The sequence below is a fragment of the Acetobacter sp. genome, assembly GCF_022483985.1.
In the GTDB taxonomy this organism is placed as follows: domain Bacteria; phylum Pseudomonadota; class Alphaproteobacteria; order Acetobacterales; family Acetobacteraceae; genus Acetobacter.
This window is the reverse complement of record NZ_JAKVME010000003.1, coordinates 275481-294622: the sequence shown is the minus strand read 5'-3', so window position 1 is coordinate 294622 and position 19142 is coordinate 275481. Positions and strand designations below refer to the sequence as shown.

General features: G+C 58.7%; 13 protein-coding genes. 7 read left to right on the top strand and 6 right to left on the bottom strand.

What is annotated here, in order from left to right; genetic code table 11:
* The first annotated feature begins 7 nt into the window (after positions 1 to 7).
* Positions 8 to 784, top strand: a complete 777-nt coding sequence (tatC, locus tag LKE90_RS15480; RefSeq protein ID WP_291491563.1) for a twin-arginine translocase subunit TatC — start codon at positions 8 to 10, stop codon at positions 782 to 784.
* Entirely contained in the window at positions 784 to 2067 is a 1284-nt protein-coding gene (serS, locus tag LKE90_RS15475) for a serine--tRNA ligase (RefSeq protein WP_291491420.1), read from the top strand. The genes tatC and serS overlap by 1 nt, the downstream gene beginning before the upstream one ends.
* Before the next feature lie 122 nt (positions 2068 to 2189).
* On the opposite strand, the gene LKE90_RS15470 is transcribed toward serS, so the two are convergent.
* Complete coding sequence (locus tag LKE90_RS15470; protein ID WP_291491421.1) at positions 2190 to 3110, bottom strand: helix-turn-helix domain-containing protein; 921 nt, start codon at positions 3108 to 3110, stop codon at positions 2190 to 2192.
* Positions 3111 to 3310: 200 nt separating this feature from the next.
* Here LKE90_RS15470 and LKE90_RS15465 point away from each other — a divergent pair, with 200 nt between their 5' ends.
* The 3 genes from LKE90_RS15465 to LKE90_RS15455 are packed head-to-tail and all read left to right on the top strand — an operon-like array spanning position 3311 to position 6459.
* Positions 3311 to 4276 (top strand): thiamine pyrophosphate-dependent dehydrogenase E1 component subunit alpha, encoded by a 966-nt coding sequence (locus LKE90_RS15465; protein ID WP_291491422.1) that lies wholly within the window; start codon positions 3311 to 3313, stop codon positions 4274 to 4276.
* Between the two features lie 26 nt (positions 4277 to 4302).
* Positions 4303 to 5331, top strand: a complete 1029-nt coding sequence (locus LKE90_RS15460; RefSeq protein ID WP_077811444.1) for an alpha-ketoacid dehydrogenase subunit beta — start codon at positions 4303 to 4305, stop codon at positions 5329 to 5331.
* Positions 5332 to 5334: 3 nt separating this feature from the next.
* A complete protein-coding gene (locus LKE90_RS15455; protein ID WP_291491424.1) occupies positions 5335 to 6459 on the top strand; it encodes an acetoin dehydrogenase dihydrolipoyllysine-residue acetyltransferase subunit in 1125 nt (374 codons plus the stop codon).
* 74 nt (positions 6460 to 6533) lie between these two features.
* On the opposite strand, the gene folD is transcribed toward LKE90_RS15455, so the two are convergent.
* Positions 6534 to 7466: a bifunctional methylenetetrahydrofolate dehydrogenase/methenyltetrahydrofolate cyclohydrolase FolD gene (gene folD / locus LKE90_RS15450; protein ID WP_291491425.1), complete on the bottom strand. Its 933-nt coding sequence runs from the start codon at positions 7464 to 7466 to the stop codon at positions 6534 to 6536.
* 60 nt (positions 7467 to 7526) lie between these two features.
* On the opposite strand from folD, the gene LKE90_RS15445 reads away from it, so the two are divergent.
* Complete coding sequence (locus tag LKE90_RS15445; protein ID WP_291491426.1) at positions 7527 to 8642, top strand: threonine aldolase family protein; 1116 nt, start codon at positions 7527 to 7529, stop codon at positions 8640 to 8642.
* A gap of 154 nt (positions 8643 to 8796) precedes the next feature.
* Here LKE90_RS15445 and LKE90_RS15440 read toward each other — a convergent pair whose 3' ends face one another.
* From LKE90_RS15440 to LKE90_RS15425, 4 genes are all read right to left on the bottom strand, one after another.
* The gene (locus tag LKE90_RS15440; RefSeq protein ID WP_291491427.1) at positions 8797 to 11025 is read right to left on the bottom strand and encodes a TonB-dependent siderophore receptor; all 2229 of its coding nucleotides are present in this window, start codon (positions 11023 to 11025) and stop codon (positions 8797 to 8799) included.
* Between the two features lie 262 nt (positions 11026 to 11287).
* Positions 11288 to 12067, bottom strand: coding sequence for an AraC family transcriptional regulator (locus LKE90_RS15435; RefSeq protein WP_291491428.1), 780 nt, complete (start codon positions 12065 to 12067; stop codon positions 11288 to 11290).
* Positions 12068 to 12258: 191 nt separating this feature from the next.
* Positions 12259 to 14163, bottom strand: coding sequence for a CocE/NonD family hydrolase (locus LKE90_RS15430; RefSeq protein ID WP_291491429.1), 1905 nt, complete (start codon positions 14161 to 14163; stop codon positions 12259 to 12261).
* Positions 14164 to 14505: 342 nt separating this feature from the next.
* Positions 14506 to 15435, bottom strand: a complete 930-nt coding sequence (locus LKE90_RS15425) for a nucleoside hydrolase (RefSeq protein ID WP_291491430.1) — start codon at positions 15433 to 15435, stop codon at positions 14506 to 14508.
* A gap of 726 nt (positions 15436 to 16161) precedes the next feature.
* Between LKE90_RS15425 and LKE90_RS15420 the strand changes: the two genes are divergently transcribed.
* The gene (locus LKE90_RS15420) at positions 16162 to 18747 is read left to right on the top strand and encodes a Hint domain-containing protein (protein ID WP_291491432.1); all 2586 of its coding nucleotides are present in this window, start codon (positions 16162 to 16164) and stop codon (positions 18745 to 18747) included.
* The last annotated feature ends 395 nt before the right edge of the window (positions 18748 to 19142 follow it).

The window sequence follows — 19142 nt, the reverse complement described above, 5'->3', positions numbered from 1 at the left end:
CGAACCCATGCCTCTGCTCGACCATCTGATCGAGCTGCGTCGCCGCCTGATCTGGTCCGCTGTCACCTTCGCCATCGCGTTCGCGGTCTGCTACCATTATGCACAGGACATCTACCTGTTCCTTGCCCGCCCGCTCGGCGACATCATGCGTCAGAAGGGCGAGCAGCCGCATCTGATCTATACGGCGCTGTATGAGGCGTTCTTCACCTATATCCGCGTGGCGGCGTTCGGTGCGGCGTTCATCTCCTTCCCGATGATCTCCACGCAGCTCTGGATGTTCATCGCGCCCGGCCTGTATCGCTCCGAAAAACGCGCCTTCGCGCCGTTCCTGATCGCAACGCCGGTCCTGTTCCTGATGGGCGCGGCGCTGGCCTACTACTTCATCTTTCCGATGGCGTGGAAATTCTTCCTGTCCTTCCAGACCAGCGGCGGCGCGGACGGTCTCCAGATCGAGCTTCAGGCCAAGGTGTCCGAGTATCTGAGTCTGGTGATGAAGCTGATCATGGCGTTCGGAATTGCCTTCGAACTGCCCGTGGCGCTGACCCTGCTGGCGATGGTCGGCATCGTCACCTCCGAGCAGCTCAAAAAGTTCCGCCGTTATGCGATTGTCGGCGCGTTTGTGGCCGCCGCCATCCTGACGCCGCCGGACGTGATCACCCAGACGGGCCTCGCTGTGCCGCTGGTCATCCTTTACGAAATTTCCATTATCTCGGCGCGACTTGTCCAGCCGAAACGGCCCTCCGCGACAGAAGAGGGCGAGACCGAAGAGAAAGAGGCTTCCTGATGCACGACCTTCGCGCCCTGCGCGCCGACCCTGCCGGTTTTGATGCCGATCTGGCCCGTCGCGGTCTGGAGCCGGTATCGGAGAAGGTCGTGGCGCTCGACGAGGAGCGCCGCGCCGCCCAGACAGCTCTTCAGGAAAAGCAGACCCGCCGGAACGCACTGGCCAAGGAAATCGGCGTTCTCAAACGCAATCAGGGCGACAGCGCCGCACTTGAGGTCGAAGCCGTGCGTCTACGCGAGGACATGGAGGCGCTGGAAACCCGCGCCCAGTCCCTCGACGCCGAGGTGAAGGCCGTTCTGGAAGTGCTGCCCAACCGTCTGGACGCCTCCGTGCCGCCCGGCCCGGACGAGGCGGCCAACGTGCAGGTCAAGCAGTGGGGCGAGCCGAAGACGTTCTCCTTCACGCCGAAGCAGCATTTCGAACTTGGCGAAGCCATGCAGCAGAATGGCCAGCCGCAGATGGACTTCGCCACGGCCACCAAGCTGTCCGGCGCGCGCTTTGTCCTGCTGCGCGGCGGTATCGCACGACTGGAACGGGCGCTGGGGCAGTTCATGCTTGACCAGCACGTCAACGAGCATGGCTACACCGAAACCCATGTGCCGGTACTGGTCAACGAAGCCGCGATGTACGGCACGGACAAGCTGCCGAAATTCGCCGATCAGTCTTTTCACACGGAAGACGATCGCTGGCTGGTCCCGACCGCCGAAGTGCCTCTGACGGCCTCGGTGATGGGCGACATTCTCGACGCAGCACAGTTGCCGATCCGCATGACGGCACTTTCGCTCTGCTTCCGTTCGGAAGCCGGGTCCGCCGGGCGCGACGTGCGTGGCATGCTTCGCCAGCATCAGTTCGAGAAGGTGGAGATGGTCTCCGTCACCACCCCGGACGAGAGCGAGGCCGAGCATGAACGCATGACGCTCTGCGCCGAGAAGATTCTTGAGCTTCTGGAAATCCCCTATCGCCGCATGCTGCTCTGCGCGGGCGATACCGGCTTTGGCGCGGCCAAGACCTTCGATCTGGAAGCGTGGATTCCGGGTCAGCAGGCATGGCGCGAGATTTCGTCCTGCTCGAATACGAAGGACTTTCAGGCCCGTCGTATGAACGCCCGCTACCGTGCGCCGGATCAGAAAGCGCCAGCTTTCGTTCACACGCTGAACGGGTCGGGCCTCGCGGTTGGGCGCACACTGATCGCGGTGATGGAGAACTGGCAGAACGAGGATGGCAGCATCACCGTGCCGCCGGTCCTGCGGCCTTACATGGGTGGCGTTGAGCGGTTGGTCTGAAGAGGGGCTCTGCCCCACCCCGCCAAAGGCACACCTTTGGAAACCGTTCGTTATCAACAAATCGGGGTCAAGGGGCCTGCGGTCCCTTGTGGGCGCGGGCAAAGCCCGCATGATTCCCACCTTTACGCTTCCATAGCCCTGATCTTGCGATGCAGCGTTGACCGGCTGACCCCCAACAGCCGCGCCGCCGGAGCGACCTTGCCTCCGGACATGGCCAGCGCGCCCTCGATGACCGCCCGCTCGGCTTCCTGAAAATCCGGCACTCCCCGGCCCTGTGTGCCGAGGTCGAAGCAGACGTTACAGCCTGCATCTCCCAGCTTGAGCATCTGACGGGCGGCGAACGTCGCCCCCACGACGACGCGCGACTCATCCAGCGCCACCATCGGCAGCGAGATGTCACTGCTTTCGCCCAGCAGAACGATCGTATGGGAGCCGTAAGCATCCAGAAAGCTCCGGCGCTCGATACGGCGGGCGGCATCCACCAGCACGGCCTCCATCATGATGGCGATGCGGCCTTCCGGGTCGGGACGGGTTGAGCTGGCGTCCAGCGCCCCGGCCACGCGCCCGTCCGGCCCATAAAACGGCACAGCCGAACAGGCCAGATACCGCAGGCTGAGCAGCCAGTGCTGATCCATATGCACCGTGACAGGACGGCCTTCGACAAGGCTGGTGCCGATGCCGTTGGTGCCAGCCCGTTTTTCCGACCAGCAGGCGCCGGGCCACAGATGCCAGCGGCGATTTCCCTTTTCCTGCGGCGGATCACCCCGGCGGGCCAGAACAATGCCGTTCGGGTCCGCGAGCAGCACGGTGTAATCCAGCGTGGAGACAATGCCGTGGAGCCGGTCGAGTTCCGGCCCTGCCGTCTTCATGAGCGGCCCCATCCGTGCACAGGCCTGCCTGAGTTCCGCGCCACAGAGCAGTTCGACACACCCCTCCTCCATCGGTGAAATGGCGTAAGCCGAGGCGCACCGCGTCCATGAGACGCGAAGGGCTGCGGGGATCATCGCCAGACGATCAGGAGTAATCAGCACGTTTTCGCTCATGATCCTCATCCCTCCCCTGAGTATTGCATTTCTGTTGAACTCTGTAGCGATAACGCGACAGTCTCTTTCTTACCTCGTCACTTACGTGTGATCAGCGCAATAGCCACCCTTACCCGAAACGCTGCAACACCTCTTTTCTTGCTCCCGGACAGCGCGGATACCGGCAGGCCGCGCGAAAACAAGAAAAAACGAGGAATGTCATGCAGATTTCAAGGGATATCCTGACACGATCCTATCGGGCCATGCGTACGATCCGGGATTTTGAGGAACGGCTGCATGTCGAATTCGCCACAGGAGAGATTCCGGGCTTCGTCCACCTCTACTGCGGAGAGGAAGCGTCCGGCGTGGGCGTCTGCGCCCATCTCACCGACAGCGACACCATCGCCAGCACACATCGCGGACACGGACACTGTATTGCAAAAGGTGTCGCCGTGGACGGCATGATGGCGGAAATCTATGGCCGTCAGACAGGCGTGTGTCGCGGCAAGGGCGGGTCCATGCACATCGCCGACCTGTCACTCGGCATGCTGGGGGCCAACGGCATCGTGGGAGGTGGACCGCCTCTGATCTGTGGCGCGGCGCTCTCGCACAAGCTCCTGAAAGATAACGGTGTTGCCGTCGCTTTTTATGGCGATGGCGCCTCCAACGAAGGCAGCACACTGGAAAGCCTCAACCTCGCCACCGTATGGCAGCTCCCGGCGGTCTTCGTGGTGGAGGACAATGGTTACGGCGAGGCGACAGGCGCTTCCTACGCCTGCGCGGGCACGCAAAAAGATCGGGCCGCAGGCTTCGGCATGCCCTATTTCGAATGCGACGGCACCGATTTCTTCGCCGTTTATGAAACCGCAGGCGAGGCCATCGCCCACGCTCGCTCCGGCAAGGGACCGGCGATGCTGCATGTGCATCTGTCCCGCTGGTATGGCCATTTCGAAGGCGACGCCATGACCTACAGGGCTGAGGGAGAAGTGGCGAGAGAGCGCGCCGAACACGACTGCCTTGTCAATTTCAGGAAACATGTAACGGAAATCAGTCTGCTTGAAGGTTCGGCTCTCGATGAGATCGACGCCTCCGTGAAAAGCGAGATCGAAGCGGCCGTCGTTGCCGCCAAGGCGGCCCCTCTGCCGGAAGAGGCTGATCTGATGCGGGATGTTTACGTCTCCTACTGATCTCTCTTGCAAACAAGGATAATAAAATGAGCAGGAAAAGCTTTCGTCAGGCCATCAATGAAGCCCTGCGGCAGGAGATGCGCCGTGACCCTCGCGTGATCCTCATGGGTGAGGATGTCGCAGGTGGACGTGGCGGCACATCTGGCGTGAAAGACGCGTGGGGTGGAGTTCTGGGCGTCACCAAGGGTCTGCAGACGGAATTCGGGGAAGATCGTGTTTTCGATACTCCCATCAGCGAGGCTTCCTATATCGGCGCGGCGGCAGGCGCGGCGGCGACCGGTCTCCGCCCTGTCGCGGAACTGATGTTTGTCGATTTTGTCGGCTGCTGTCTCGATCAGATCATGAATCAGGCTGCCAAGTTCCGCTACATGTTCGGCGGCAAGGCGCGCACTCCCCTCGTCATCCGGGCCATGTATGGCGCGGGCTTCAATGCCGCCGCCCAGCACAGTCAGGCGCTCTATCCGCTGTTCACCCATATCCCCGGCCTGAAAGTGGTCGTGCCGTCTTCTCCCTACGAGGCGAAAGGGCTGCTCATCGAAGCAATCCGCGATGATGATCCTGTGATTTTCCTTGAAAACAAGGTCATGTATGACGACGAGGAAGAGGTGCCTGACGAGCCGTACACCATCCCGTTCGGCGAAGCCAACCTGACGCGCGAAGGCGATGACGTCACCATTGTCGCCTTTGGCCGCATGGTGAATTTCGCCAATCAGGCTGCGGACCGTCTGGAAAAAGACGGCATTTCCTGCACCGTGATCGACCCCCGGACAACATCCCCGCTGGATACAGGCACAATTCTCGATTGTGTGGCCGACACGGGTCGTCTTGTGATCGTTGATGAATCCAGCCCGCGTTGCAATCTGGCGACGGATGTCGCCGCTCTGGTCGCGGAAGAAGCGTTCGACGCCCTGAAAGCCCCGATCCGTCGCGTTGTGCCACCGCACACACCCGTCCCTTTCGCAACGGTTCTTGAGAATCTCTACATGCCCAGCGTGGAAAAAATTGAAGCCGCGGTGCGCTCGGTCGCTGCCTACCGCGTGAAACAGGAGGCCTGATCCATGGGTGGCACCATCACACCGATCACCATGCCGAAGTTCGGTCTGGCCATGACCGAAGGCAAGCTGGCGAGCTGGAATCTTCCTATCGGCAAGGAAGTCAAGGCCGGGGATGAACTGGCTGATATCGAAACAAGCAAGATTACAAACGGCTATGAGAGTCCGGCTGCCGGAATCCTGCGTCGACAGGTCGCGCCGGAAGGCGAGATGCTGCCCGTCGGCGCGCTGATCGGCATTCTGGCTGACGCGGACGTTTCCGATGCCGAGATTGATGCCTTCATTCAGAATTTCAACGACAATTTCTCTTCAGGGGAAACAGAAGATAAAAACGGTGACGCCTCCGCCCGCAGAACGGTGGATGTTGGCGATCTCAGGATTTCCGTACAGGAAAGCGGAAACGACACGACAGGACCGGCCGTTCTTCTGATTCATGGTTTCGGAGGCGATGTCAGCAACTGGATGCTGACGCAGTCCGCTCTGGCGTCCTCTCATCACGTGATCGCTTTTGATCTGCCGGGACATGGAGAATCCACGAAGCAGGTTGGAGACGGCACACCGGCAGGATTTGCGAAAACCGTTGAAGCGCTGATCAAGGCGCTGGATCTGCCTGAAGTGCATGTCGTCGGGCACTCCCTCGGCAGCGCGATCGCGCTGGAACTGACGAAATCCTCACCCGATCTGGTGAAAAGTCTGACCCTGATTGCACCGGCTGGTCTGGGTCAGGACATCAACATGAACTTCATCAATGGCTTCATTGAAGCCGACAGACGCAAAACCCTTGAGCCTGTCCTGCAATATCTTGTCCACGACAAGAGCCTGATTTCCCGGCAGATGGTGGAAGGAATCATCCGCTACAAGCGGCTCGACGGGGTGGTCAACGGCCTGAAAACCATTGCCTCAGCCTCATTTCCTGACGGAAAGCAGGCAGTTTCTCTGAGACCGGTTCTGGAAACATTCAACAAACCCGTCCAGATCCTGTGGGGCGAGCAGGACGAGATTCTGTCCGTGAAAGACGCTGACGGGCTTCCCCCCGCCATCGGCGTCACCCGCTATCCGGATACGGGCCACATGCCGCAACTGGAGCAGGCCGCCGCCGTCAACGCGTCCATCAGCGCGTTTATTGGATAGCAGACGTTTCATTTTACTCTATGGAGGGTTTTTACAACCCTCCATCCGCCGAAAACGCATGGCGGCCCGCTCTCTCAGTAAGGCAGCCAGTTCTTGTCGCCGCTTTCCTTGCAGGCCTTGTCGCCGACACTCATGCGGGCGGCCTTCAGCGTATTACGCAGCAGACAGGCGATGGTCATCGGCCCCACACCGCCCGGAACCGGCGTGATGCGTCCGGCAATCGGGGCGACCTCCTCAAAATCCACATCGCCGACCAGCCGGGTCTTGCCGCCTTCGGTCGGGATACGGGTAATCCCGACATCGATGACAGCCGCGCCCGGCTTCACCCAGTCCTTTTTCACCAGCCCGCTCTTGCCTGTCGCGACAACCAGAATATCCGCCGTGCGGGATATCGCCGCCGGATTGACCGTGTCGATGTGACAGACGGAAACCGTGCAGCCCTCATTGAGTAGCAGCAGCGCCATCGGTTTGCCGACCAGATTGGACGCGCCGATGACGGTGGCATTCAGGCCACGCAGGTCGCCAAGTTCCGACTTCAGCAGCATCAGGCAACCCAGCGGGGTGCAGGGGATGATCCCCGGCAGACCGACCGTCAGCCGCCCGGCATTGACTTCGCCCAGACCATCGACGTCCTTGTTCGGGGCGATGGCGTTGGTGACGCGGAACGGGTCGATATGTTTGGGTAACGGCAGTTGCACGAGGATACCGTGAATCTCCGGGTCATCATTCAACCGCTCGATCAGATGCAGCAGGGATGCTTCGGACGTCGTTTCCGGCAGCATGTGCATGAACGAGCGCATGCCCACGCGATGCGTCTCCAGCGCCTTGTTCCGCACGTAGACTTCGCTCGCGGGATCATTGCCGACCAGCACCACGGCCAGCCCCGGCGTCACACCGTGCTTCTCGTGGAAGTCCCGGACTTCCTCCGCCGTCTTCTGGCGCAGGTTCTTCGCGAAGGCCTTGCCGTCTATCAGGCTGGCTGTTTCTGACGCTGTCATTTCGGACATTGGGCTTGGCCTTCCATGGGTGCTAGAGTGGACGGGTCGTATCAAAAGGCAGGAGGCGACATGGAACAGACTGCTCAGACACCGCCGCTCGGTGACACGCTACCGTATGACGACACTGGGTCGCAGCGTATACGCACGAACTTCATGAGCGACAATGTGGGACCGGTCTGTTCCGAGATTCTGGCCGCCATCGCAGCCGCGAATACGGGTGACGCCCCTGCCCACGGCGATGACGCATGGACCGCCCGCCTCGAAGCCCGCGTGTCCGAAGTCTTTGAAGCCGAGGCGCGTGTTTTTCCCGTCGCAACGGGCACGGCGGCAAACGGCCTCGCGCTCACGGCCCTGACGCCGCCCTGGGGAACGGTCCTGTGTGACGAGAGTTCGCACATCTTCCGAAGGGAATGCGGCGCGCCTGAGTTTTTCACCAGCGGCGCCAAACTCTGCCCGATTCCGTCGGCGGAAGGCCGGATGCACACAGGGCTGCTGTCCCGCACGATCGCCGACCTTCAGGCGGGTGGCCGACGGCTGAGCCGCCCGACCGCCCTGTCCCTCTCACAGGCTACGGAATGGGGAACTGTCTATACGATCGAACAACTGGTCGAACTGACGACGCTCGCCCACGACGCGGGCATGGGCGTGCATATGGACGGCGCCCGCTTCGGCAATGCGCTCGCGCATCTGGGCTGCTCGCCTGCTGATACGACTTGGCGCGCCGGCGTGGACATTCTCTCTCTCGGCGCGACCAAGAGCGGAGCTCTTGCCGCCGAGATGGTGGTGATCTTCGACACGACGCTGGCCGAAGACATGGAACGACGCATCAAACGCGCCGGCCATCTCTGGGCCAAACAGCGATTTATCAGTGCGCAGCTTCTCGCATGGCTGGAAAACGATCTGTGGCTGCACAACGCACATCAGGCCAACGAGATGGCCGGTCGCCTCGCCCGCGGTCTCCTCCGTCATCCGGGTGCGATCCTGCCGTTCGACACACAGGCGAACGAGGTCTTCGCTATCCTGCCAGAACTGCTGGTGCAGGGGCTTGAGGCCGCCGGATATATCTTCCTCCGTAGAACCGCACCTCCGGGTGTCGAAGGTACGCTGGTGCGTTTTGTCACGTCCTACGACACGCAGCCCGCCGATATCGATGCGCTGCTTGAGGCGCTGGCATCGATAGAATAATGGGTGCGCTCCATCTGTTGTCAGAAACGCGGCAGATGGAGCGGGCGGCATCTTTTTCTGTCAGACAGCTTATGTGTTGAATGCGCTGCTGTCTGACCCGACAAAATTTCTGGCTATCGTCTTTTTCCAAAAAAGCGATACTTCCTGAAGCGTCTTACCAGCTATACCCTATGCTGGCCTGAGCGTTTCGCCGCTCTCCGTAATAACAGTATTCTCCATCGGTACCATAGGCAAAGCAGTTCGAGATATAATGCTTGTCGAAAAGATTCCGGACATTCGCCGATATTTTCCACCCCTTGAGCGAACTCGACAGGTTAGTGAGATCGTAGGCCACGGAAGCGTCGAAAAGCGCATATTGAGGAAGCCAGACACTGCCATATGTCGCTTCACCTCCATAAGCCCGGGCCGAATACCGCATACCGCCACCAAAACCGAAACCTTTTAACTTTCCTTTCGGCATCGTATAAAATGCGAACAGGGAAGCATTTCCCTTGCCGGACTGCATGAGTGGCTTGCCTGTTGAGTCGTCATGCACCTTCTGGACGCTTACAGCCGCCGTGATCATGAGATTTTTATAGGGCTGCGCGTGCGCTTCGAACTCGAAACCATCCGAGTGCACAAGACCGCTCTGGATATTATATCCTGTGTTGGCGACGGAAACGAGAACATTGCTCTGTTCGATATGAAATCCAGCCGCCGTAAACAGAACAGATGTCCCGGGAATCTGATATTTCAGGCCTCCCTCAAGCTGCTTACCCAGAGACGGACTGGCCTGACGCCTTGTAAGCCCCCCATCACTCGACACGCTTCCTGACTGCGGCTGGAAAGAAGTCGAATAGCTGATGTAGGGCGCAAGACCGAAGTCGAAATGATACAGGCCCGACGCACGCCATGTAATCTGGCCTGCGCTCTGACGAATATCCGTCTGACCAATCCGCTCGATCTGCTGCGAGCGATACCAGTCATGACGGATGCTTCCTGTCAGGATCAGACGATTCCAGCGGATTTCATCCTGACCATAGACGCCGATCTGATGGGATCTTGTCACATAATCCTGAGACGGGGTCAGAGCGGAGATGTCCATATGATAGTCCGGATGCAGGACATCCAGATCAGGCGCGTCCCCATAAGCCTCGTGATCATTCGCCCGCTGCTGCATGTAGTCAAAGCCGAACATCATCACATGACGCAACGGTCCCGTGCGGACATGGCCCTTGAACTGGCTGTCGAAGGCCAGATTGTAAGTGTGCTCCTGCGTACCATAGGCAGAACGCGACAACATCTGACCACTGCTGCCATCGTCACTGTCATAGTAACCATTGTTATAGACACTGCGGTAGATCGTGCGGATATCGTCATAACGGCCGCGCGTGCTGAAACTCCAGTCATCATTGAAGTTATGATTGAACATATAGGTCAGCGCGCCATGCCGCCGGTTGAATTTCTCGGACGGCACATCACCATCATAGAAATTGCGCGGCAGGTAGCCGTAGGTTGCCCGTTTGAGAGACCCGACCAGTGGAACACCGCCGTAGGAACCATTTTCAGGATCGTACTGATAATTGCCCAGCAGAGTCAGGGTAGTCGGGCCGTCTCCTCCGAACGTGAAGGACGGGCTGATGCTGAAACGTCGGCTTCCTGTCCTGCTGAGTTGGGTATGCTGTCCGTTCGCAGTGCCGTAAATACGGTACCGCACGAGACCATCCTTCGTCGCGAAGCCACCGACATCGGCATCGACACGATAGAGATCGAACATACCGCCCGTGGTGGTGACGCCACCATAAAAGCGCTGGTTGGTCGGCAGTTTGCTGGACAACGCCGTGAGGCCACCCGGGCTGGACTGTCCATACAGCGCAGAGGCCGGTCCCTTCAGAACCTCGACACGATCAAGACGGAACGTATCGGTCTGGGCAACGGCAAAACCTGTTGGGCTATCCTGTAATTTCAGCCCGTCAAGAAAAGTGGGCACCGTAAAACCACGCAGATCATAGAGGTCGTAACGTGTCCCTTCTCCACCACGGGTGTCCGCTGTCACACCTGCCGCATACCGTATGGCCTGGTTGAGGGTCAGCACGCCGCGCGCATCCATCTCGTCGCGCGTGATGACCGTGACAGACTGCGCCGTCTCGACCAGAGACGTATTCATCTTGGTGGCGGAGGAGGCTACGGTTGCCGGTATACGGCCACGCACCCTGATCTGTTCAACGGTTGTCGCTCGTCTTGCGGACGGACTGCCGGACTTGCCCATCGAGGATTGACTGACGGCTACAGTTCCGGAAGATCGAGGTCTTTCAGGCGCTTTTTTCTCCTGTTCGGCGGCCAGAGCGGCGTCACCCAGAACAAGCGAGAATAGAGCCGAATAAATGATCCTGTAGCGCTGCATGCCCACTCATTTCGTGACCGGCCTCCGCTACGTGAGGGTACGGCCGTCCGTGTTAATATTAAGAATAAGTCTTAGTTGCGCACCTAGCCACATTCGCGGCCCGTAGCAACCGGCAACGCCACGGTTGGCCCGAACACGAGCAAATTCTGCCTGATCGCTGACGCCGGACCGTCAGACAGACCTTCAGACCAACGGTCTTCTGCTGATTTCTGGTCTAAAAACGCAGAGCGATAATCTCATGGCGCCGAAGACGACGCATGAACTATGCGTGCGGACCTGCCTCTGAATTGAAACGCAGGGTACGGGGCGCAACACCAAAAGTCCGGTGAAACATGGTGCTGAAACTGCTGGCATTGTCATATCCAAGGTCGAACGCGACCTGCGAGATCGGCTGACCCGCCGCGATGCGGGACGCGGCTTCGATCACCCGCACCCTGCGACGCCATGCCGCGAAACCCATACCCATTTCCTGCTGAAAGAGCCGGGTGAAGGTACGCCGCGCCATGCCGGTTTCACGGGCCCAGTAATCAATATCATGGCAATCCCCGGGCTGAAGCATGATCGTCTCGCACACACGCCGGAGCCGGGAGTCGGACGGAAGCAGCAGACGCTCCGCGATCCGGGGGGCGCGTCTGATTTCATCAACCAGCAGCCGGGCGATGACCGACATCCGTTCATCCATGGTGAACTCAAAGCGCATGGCGATGATTTCGTCCACCAGACCTCTGACAAGAGTGGAAAGTTCAAACATCTTGCAGGGGAGATCAGAACCGATGAAATCCGCTTCAACATACACGACCTGAAACATCAGGTCAGTCCGGCAGTTGGCCTGATGCAGCGTGTTGGCGGGAATCCACATGCCCTGACCGGGACCAAGCACGAAACTTTTGTCCAGCGTGTTGATCGTCACGCTTCCAGCCAGAAATACCGACAGTTGCCCCCGGTCGTGAGCGTGAAAGCCATCAATAAAACCACCGGTATAGCTGTCGGCAAACCCCACGACAGGCGGCGGATGACAGGGCAGATCGGCTGTCCGCTTCATGATGCTACGCCCCCATCGTCTTGCGCCATTCGTTACAGCACGAAAATATCCATAAAAATATGAAATACCGCTTCTGTTTCAAGATTTTACACGAACAGAACCTCATCGACCGCTACCGGTCTGCCAGAAACGGGCATATCGGACGCACACAGGCCAACCCTTGCCCACGGCTTCTTCTGTTCCCACCCTTATCACGGATGAGAGGGAGAAGGCAGCACACCACCATCGTTCACGACTGGAAGATCGACATGGCTTTGCAGAGGGCCTCCTACGGCGATACGCTGACGAGCCACTCGATAGTCTGCCGGATGGGCCAAAAAGATATTACCGACATACCGCTGTGGGTTGCGGTCGTAGAGCGGGAACCAGCTCGACTGAATCTGCACGACAATCCTGTGACCGGCCTGAAAGGTATGGGAGACTTCCGGCAGCGCGATCCGATAGGACTGAAGCATGCCGGATCGCAAAGGCTCAGGTTTTTCCAGAGACTTACGATATCGTCCCCGGAAAATATCCATTGCAACCGGCATGAGAGCGCCCGACAGCCCCGGCTCCTGTTGGGAGTCCACAGGATAGGCGTCGATCAGCTTCACCACCCAGTCAGCATCCGTTCCGCTGGTGGAGGCTCCAAGATGAGCGACAGGCGTGCCTTCCACCGTCAAGGGGTGGGTCAGCACATCCGATGTAAAGGTCAGCACATCATCACGCCCCGTGACGAAACGCTGATCAGCAGCCAGCCAGGTTTCATCCGACACCACACCTCCCGCATCCGGCATGAAAGGAACCGGATGAGCAGGATCGGAGCGATATTCCAGTGTCTGCATCCGCTTCGGTCCAGCGGAAAAAGCCAGTCTGTGCTCAGGCAGAAGATAAAGCGGGCGTGTCTCTGTAGCAGGTGGCCAGTCCGGGAGACCAAACCACTGTCCGGAACCTGAACGGAAAACCGTGACGGGCGCTACATCCATCGGCACGCCCTTGAGATAATGCGCGAGGAACGGCATCAGCACATCCTGACGCCAGCATGCGGCGGTGTCCTGCCCCCATTGCAGAGCACCGACAGCGCTCCCGTCTTCCAGAGCCTGCGCGTGTCGCCACGGTCCGATCGTCAGGAACGTTGTATCGGCGCGTCTCCCCTGAGGTCGCAATGCGTTCCAGACGGCGAGCCCGCCATAGATATCCTCCTGATCCCACAAACCGTGAACCAGCATCAGAGGAACATGCGGAGGGTGCGCGGCGAGAACGCGGTCAAGCGCTCTGGCCCGCCAGTAGGAATCATAGGCGGGATGGGCAAGAATCTCACGCCAGAAAACCACATCGTCGATACCGTGGCGATGTCCGAAAGCACCCGCAGACCCTTCATGCAGAAAGAGCTGAGCCTGCCCGCTGACAGTGGTGGGGAGGGAAATATCGGCATGCTTTCCATCCGCACCAATCTGCGGAATCAATAGCTGTCGAAAAGCGCCATTATGAAACCAGTCATCGCCACGCCACCCGTCGCCCATCGGATTGACGGCCACCGCCACCTTCACCGCTGGATGCGCGTCGATCAGACCCATCAGGGTAGTGAAGCCGTCATAGGAAGTACCGATCAGTCCGACCCGCCCGTCCGTTTCTGCAACATGATGAACCAGCCAGTCGATCGTGTCGTACGCGTCCGTGGATTCATCCGTCGCGGTATGGTTGTTCGCCGTATGGGCCAACGGTCCCGTGACAACGAACTCTCCTTCCGACCGGTTCTGGCCCCGCACGTCCTGCAAAACCCGAATATAGGGTCCGCCGACAAGACGCTTCCCCCACCCGTCAAATGGGCTGGACCCGCTCCGGTCATCCATCTGACGGGAGATATCATCGGCGCCATAGATTGTCCTTGTGAGCAAAATCGGAAGATGGGTCGTCCTGCTGGAAACCTCTGCGGGAAGCAGGATGACCGTATGCAGCCGGACACCATCCCGCATGGAAATATCAATGGTATAGCGGCAATCTTTCTGCTCAGCCGTCCTCGGATGGTCGATTGATGACGCGCAGGCGGTGAGCAGCAGAGCGATGATGCCCGCCACCATCACCTGCCGACCTTTCCGACAGATGTCAGCGCTCATCGACAAAGCGAACAACCCAAGAGTTCCATTTCAGAAAGACACTTTTCAGGATTAAAAATTCTCGCATCAAAGGAAGATATCGTCTGTGGATCATGCTTGGGGCCGACATGGGTTTTGAATGCTCATCATGTGCTTTTGTCTCCAAGACACAAACAATAAAATATAGTTTCGTTTTCGGGGTATTGCCTTCGTCCCACTGGCATATTCAGGTCTTTTCCCGCTGGTTTCAGACTATGTGACAGTTGCCCTCACAAAGAGATGTCTGCACAGTCCGTATCGTCAAAACTCACGGTGATATCCTCTTCAAAGTGAAATCACCATCCGGGTCACAGACGGATCGCTTCAGAACCGGGCCAGACGCTCCGCTATGACATCATACGCGGCGTCGACATCACACTCCCTGATAAACAAAACATTTTTCGGAAAATTGCTGATACCCCACCAGTCCACGACCGTCATGCCCATTGTCAGTTCGCTACCGGTTTCCACGCGCACATTGACCTGCCGCCCGCGATAAAGATCCGGCTTCAGAAGCCAGAGAACTGTGTTGGGGTCATGCAGCGGCCCACCATCCGTGCCGTATTTATTGGCTTCAAAGCGTTTTTCGAACCGCAGCCAGTCGGCAACGACCGGACCGACACGGTTGGGGATGGCCGCAAGACGGGCCATACGGGCCGCGCTGGTGTGCAGCGTGTGCGTCACATCGAGCGGCAACATGGTGATGGAAATACCTGATTCCAGCACGATGGCAGCGGCATGCGGGTCGACATAGACGTTGAATTCCGCACTGGGCGTAATATTGCCAACCTCCGAAAAAGCGCCTGACATGGTGACAATCCGACCGATCCGCGTCCGGAGCGCTGGCTCGCGTGACAGAGCCAGAGCCAGATTGGTCATGGGACCGATGGCGCAGATCGTGATCGTGTTGGGAGGATTCTCCATGATGGTACGGATCAGGAAATCGACCGCATGCCCGGGAGCCACCGCTGTCACCGGCTCGGGCAGATCCACTCCCTCAAAGCCCGTGCGACCATGCACATGGGTCGCGTTGACCGGTGTGCGGAGAAGCGGACGTTCCGCTCCCCGAAACACCGGAATGTCGGGTCGGTCGGCCAGTTCCATCGTTTTCAGCGCATTGATCGTCGCCTGATCGACATCGACATTTCCCGAAACCGTGGTGACGCCCAGCAGTTCGATTTCCGGGCTGGCAAGCGCGAGGAGAATTGTCAGGGCGTCATCCTGTCCGGGGTCCGTGTCGATGATGATTTTCAACGCCTGTTCTCCTCATATGACCCTCTCGGTCGCGGGCCTGCATGATCGGTTCATTGCCAAGGTAACGGGAGCCTAGCCTCTGCGGGCGGTCCCGTCAGCAGTCCTTTTCACATGTCGCACTGATCTGTTTTCTTTGCAGGCTTCACCGGCTGACCAAAGCGACTCATCCCGGTATTTTTTCGAGATCATTGGGCTCTTGAAAGGAATACAGGCTGTGTTGCGGGTGACACGCGGGTATCATCTCTCGTGCGTGTCCAGAGCAGATTCAGTTAAAAAACTGGGGAAGATGCTCGATGGACAACGAACTGCCCTACACACGTCGTATCAGTATGGCTCCTGCCGCCAAGAAAACCAGCCTCACTTACAGAAACACACGATTCTGAATATCTCTTTTTATTTAAAACGAAAAATCATTCAGAACCCGCCTTGGTTGTCGTTATCCAGAAAACGACAGTCGCACAGGCAATCCGCGACAAAAACCACCACTCTGAATATTGCTACACCCCGTCAGAATACAACAAATAATCATTTTTCTCTTACATTACACTCTGAGAATTTCACTCCATCCTGAAGTCTCAGTCCACGCAATTATTCCCGAGTTCTTAACGATAGAGACTTATCCGAAATTATTTAACTAAAAAGTCACAATTTCGCGTCGTGAGATGCAATAGGGCTTTCTCCGGCAGAACCACCCGATCTCAACCGCCGTTTCCGGAACGATGCCCCATGAGCGATGAAGTTTCTCTGGATGTGAACCAGACCTACACAAATGATGCAGACCTGATCACAAAGAAAACAACCGTAACGGCTACGCTTGATGAGATTTCCTTTCTCGCCATCGCCAACAGCGGCACTCTGGAATCGACAGCGAAACGAGGCATCGACACGTCCGGAGACGCTGCGTCCGGTACCGTGCTGCTCATCCAGAACAGCGGCACGATCAGCGGCAGCGATGATGGCGTCCGTGTCGATTCAGACCTTCCGGACGGCGCGCTGGTCCTGATCAATACCGGTACGATTGAATCGACGACCGACGGGCAGGCCGTCGATTTCAACTCGGTGGCTACAAACGACATCACTCTGATTTTCAATGTGGGGGATGGTGAAATCATCTCCACGGATGCGGATGCCCTGCGTCCCGGCAACAACGCCGTCATCTTCAACACCGGCACGATCGACGCAGGCGGCGTCAACGGCGCCACGAAAAATGACGGGATCGATTTTCAGGATTACGGCGGCATCGTCCTGAACAACGGCACGATCACCGGCGCCCGACACGCCATTACCAGCAGTGAAAATGCCATTGTCATCAACGGCGCCGATGGCACCATTCTGGGTCGCGATGGCTCAGGTGTGGGGTCCGATGGCGACGGCACGGTGTTCAATTACGGCACCATCACCGGAGCCTATGACGGATCAGGCACAGGAGACGGCGACGGTGTCGATATCGACGGTTACGCCACGATCACCAATTACGGGACCATTGAAGGGACCGGCGCAGGCGGCAATGGCAGCGATGGCCTCCCCAACGGGAGTGAAGGCGTGTCGATCGGCGGCGGTGACATCCTGAACGCCGCCGACGCCATCATCAGCGGGGCCAATAACGGTATTCTGGTCGATGACAGCAGTCAGGGTAACGCGCCGTACGCCACGACCATCGTCAATGCGGGCACCATTCAGGGGCTGGACGGTTACGGCATCCACATCACCGATACATTCGGCGACACCATCACCAACGCCGGTTATATTTCCGGCACCACATACGCCATCCTGCTCGGCTCGGGTGACGATACGCTGAACATCCTGACCGGGTCAGAGATTGACGGCACGGTGGATGGAGGAGCGGGCTCCAACACCGTCAATCTTGTTGGCACAGGCACCTTTGACGGCGCCGACAATTTCCAGACCATGACCGTTTCCGGAAACTGGGTTCTGACTGGCGACCAGTCCTACAATCTGGTGGCGTTCAATAGCGGCGCCACACTGACGCTGGAAGGCGCGGCGTTCTCCACGCAGACCATCGCGTTTTCCTCCAGCGGCACGCTGATCCTTGATGCCGCGGACGCATTCTCCGCTGCCGTCATCAACATGAGCGCCAGTGATTACATCGATTTCTCGGCACTGGCTTACAGCGCGGATGCAACCGTGCAGGCATCCGGCTCCACTGTCACCGTCACGTCCGGAAGCACCACCTACACGCTGACGGTTTCTCTGGCGGACACAGTGAACCAGTTCGTGCTGGCGGCGGATGAGGACGGCTCGCTGCTGCTCACGGCAGTCGTCTGCTTCCTTCCGGGCAGCCTCGTCGAGACGGAGACAGGCGCTGTAGCGGTCGAGACTCTTCAGCCCGGCATGATGGTCCCCACCTTTGATCATGGAACCGCGCTGCTGAAAGAAATCGTCTGGGTGGGCCGACAGGATGTGCGTGTGCAGGCCGATCTGCCGCCGGATATGGCAGGCTGTCCGGTGCGTATCCGCGCAGGCGCTCTGGGGAACACTGTACCGTTTGCCGACCTTCTGGTGACGCCGGAACATTGCCTGTGGTTCGATGGCCGGTTCGTGCCGGTGCGGATGCTCGTCAACGGCAGCAGCATTGCCTACGACCGCACCATCCACTCCTACACCTGTTATCATGTCGAGACACGGGATCATGCGGTCATCCGAGTCAACGGACTGCTGACCGAGAGCTATCTGGATACGGGCAACCGCCGCAATTTCCGCCCTGTCGCGGAGGAGCGGGTCGTGACCGCCTTCTCCGGCAGACCCAAGAGCTGGGAGACGGATGCGGCCGGGCTTCTCTGCGTCGATCGCGCCTTTGTGGAGCCGCTGTTCAACAGGTTTGTCGAGCGTGCTGTGACCACGGAGGCTCACGAGGCCCCCTCCCTCATTCATGATCCGGCCCTGCATCTTCATCTGCCGGACGGCACATCGCTTGCCCCTGTCGCGACAATGGATGGCCGGTTCACGTTCCATCTTCCGTCCGCCATTTCTCAGGTCAGCATTGTGTCACGGGCTTCGCGGCCCTGTGACGTCATTGGTCCTTTCATAGACGACCGCCGTTTTCTCGGTGTGCTCGTGGGAGAGGTCACACTTGACGCCGGAGGACATTCACATTCCATCACAACCCATCTGACCAAAGAGGGGGAAGGATGGGACGTGCGGGAAGCCGTTCCCATGCGCTGGACTCAGGGAGAGGCCACTCTGGACCTGCCGCTTTATGAAGCAGGCTCCTATGCGGTCCTGACGCTCCAGCTTCACGCGGCCGGACCGTATCTTGAGGACGCGCCTGCCGATATGCGTCGCTGCGCATAAGACTCACCCCTGACGATCTCCGCTTCGAATTCTGGAGATCGTCAGGTTCCGTGGCGAAGGATCTTTCCGCCGCCGCATCCGGAGAAGACATTCCGCCTGAATTGTTCCTGAAAAATCTTCACCGAAAATTTCTTATTGTTTTCAGGTTCTTTTAAAAATAATTCTTTTATCAGGCTCCCGTCACCCTTGCTTTCAATTTCGCGCCCTCTCACCTTCCTGTCGTGGCAATGTCCTCTTGACCACCTTACAGGACATTGCTCACACGCCCCCAACGCCAGCCCTTGATGAAGCGGTTCAACGCCCAGTCGGCTCCGCCCAAGGTCAAAGCCGCGTGCTACACGCCCCCAGCCACCTTCCACATCTCGGCCCATACCCTGAAGGGACGGCAAGCCTGT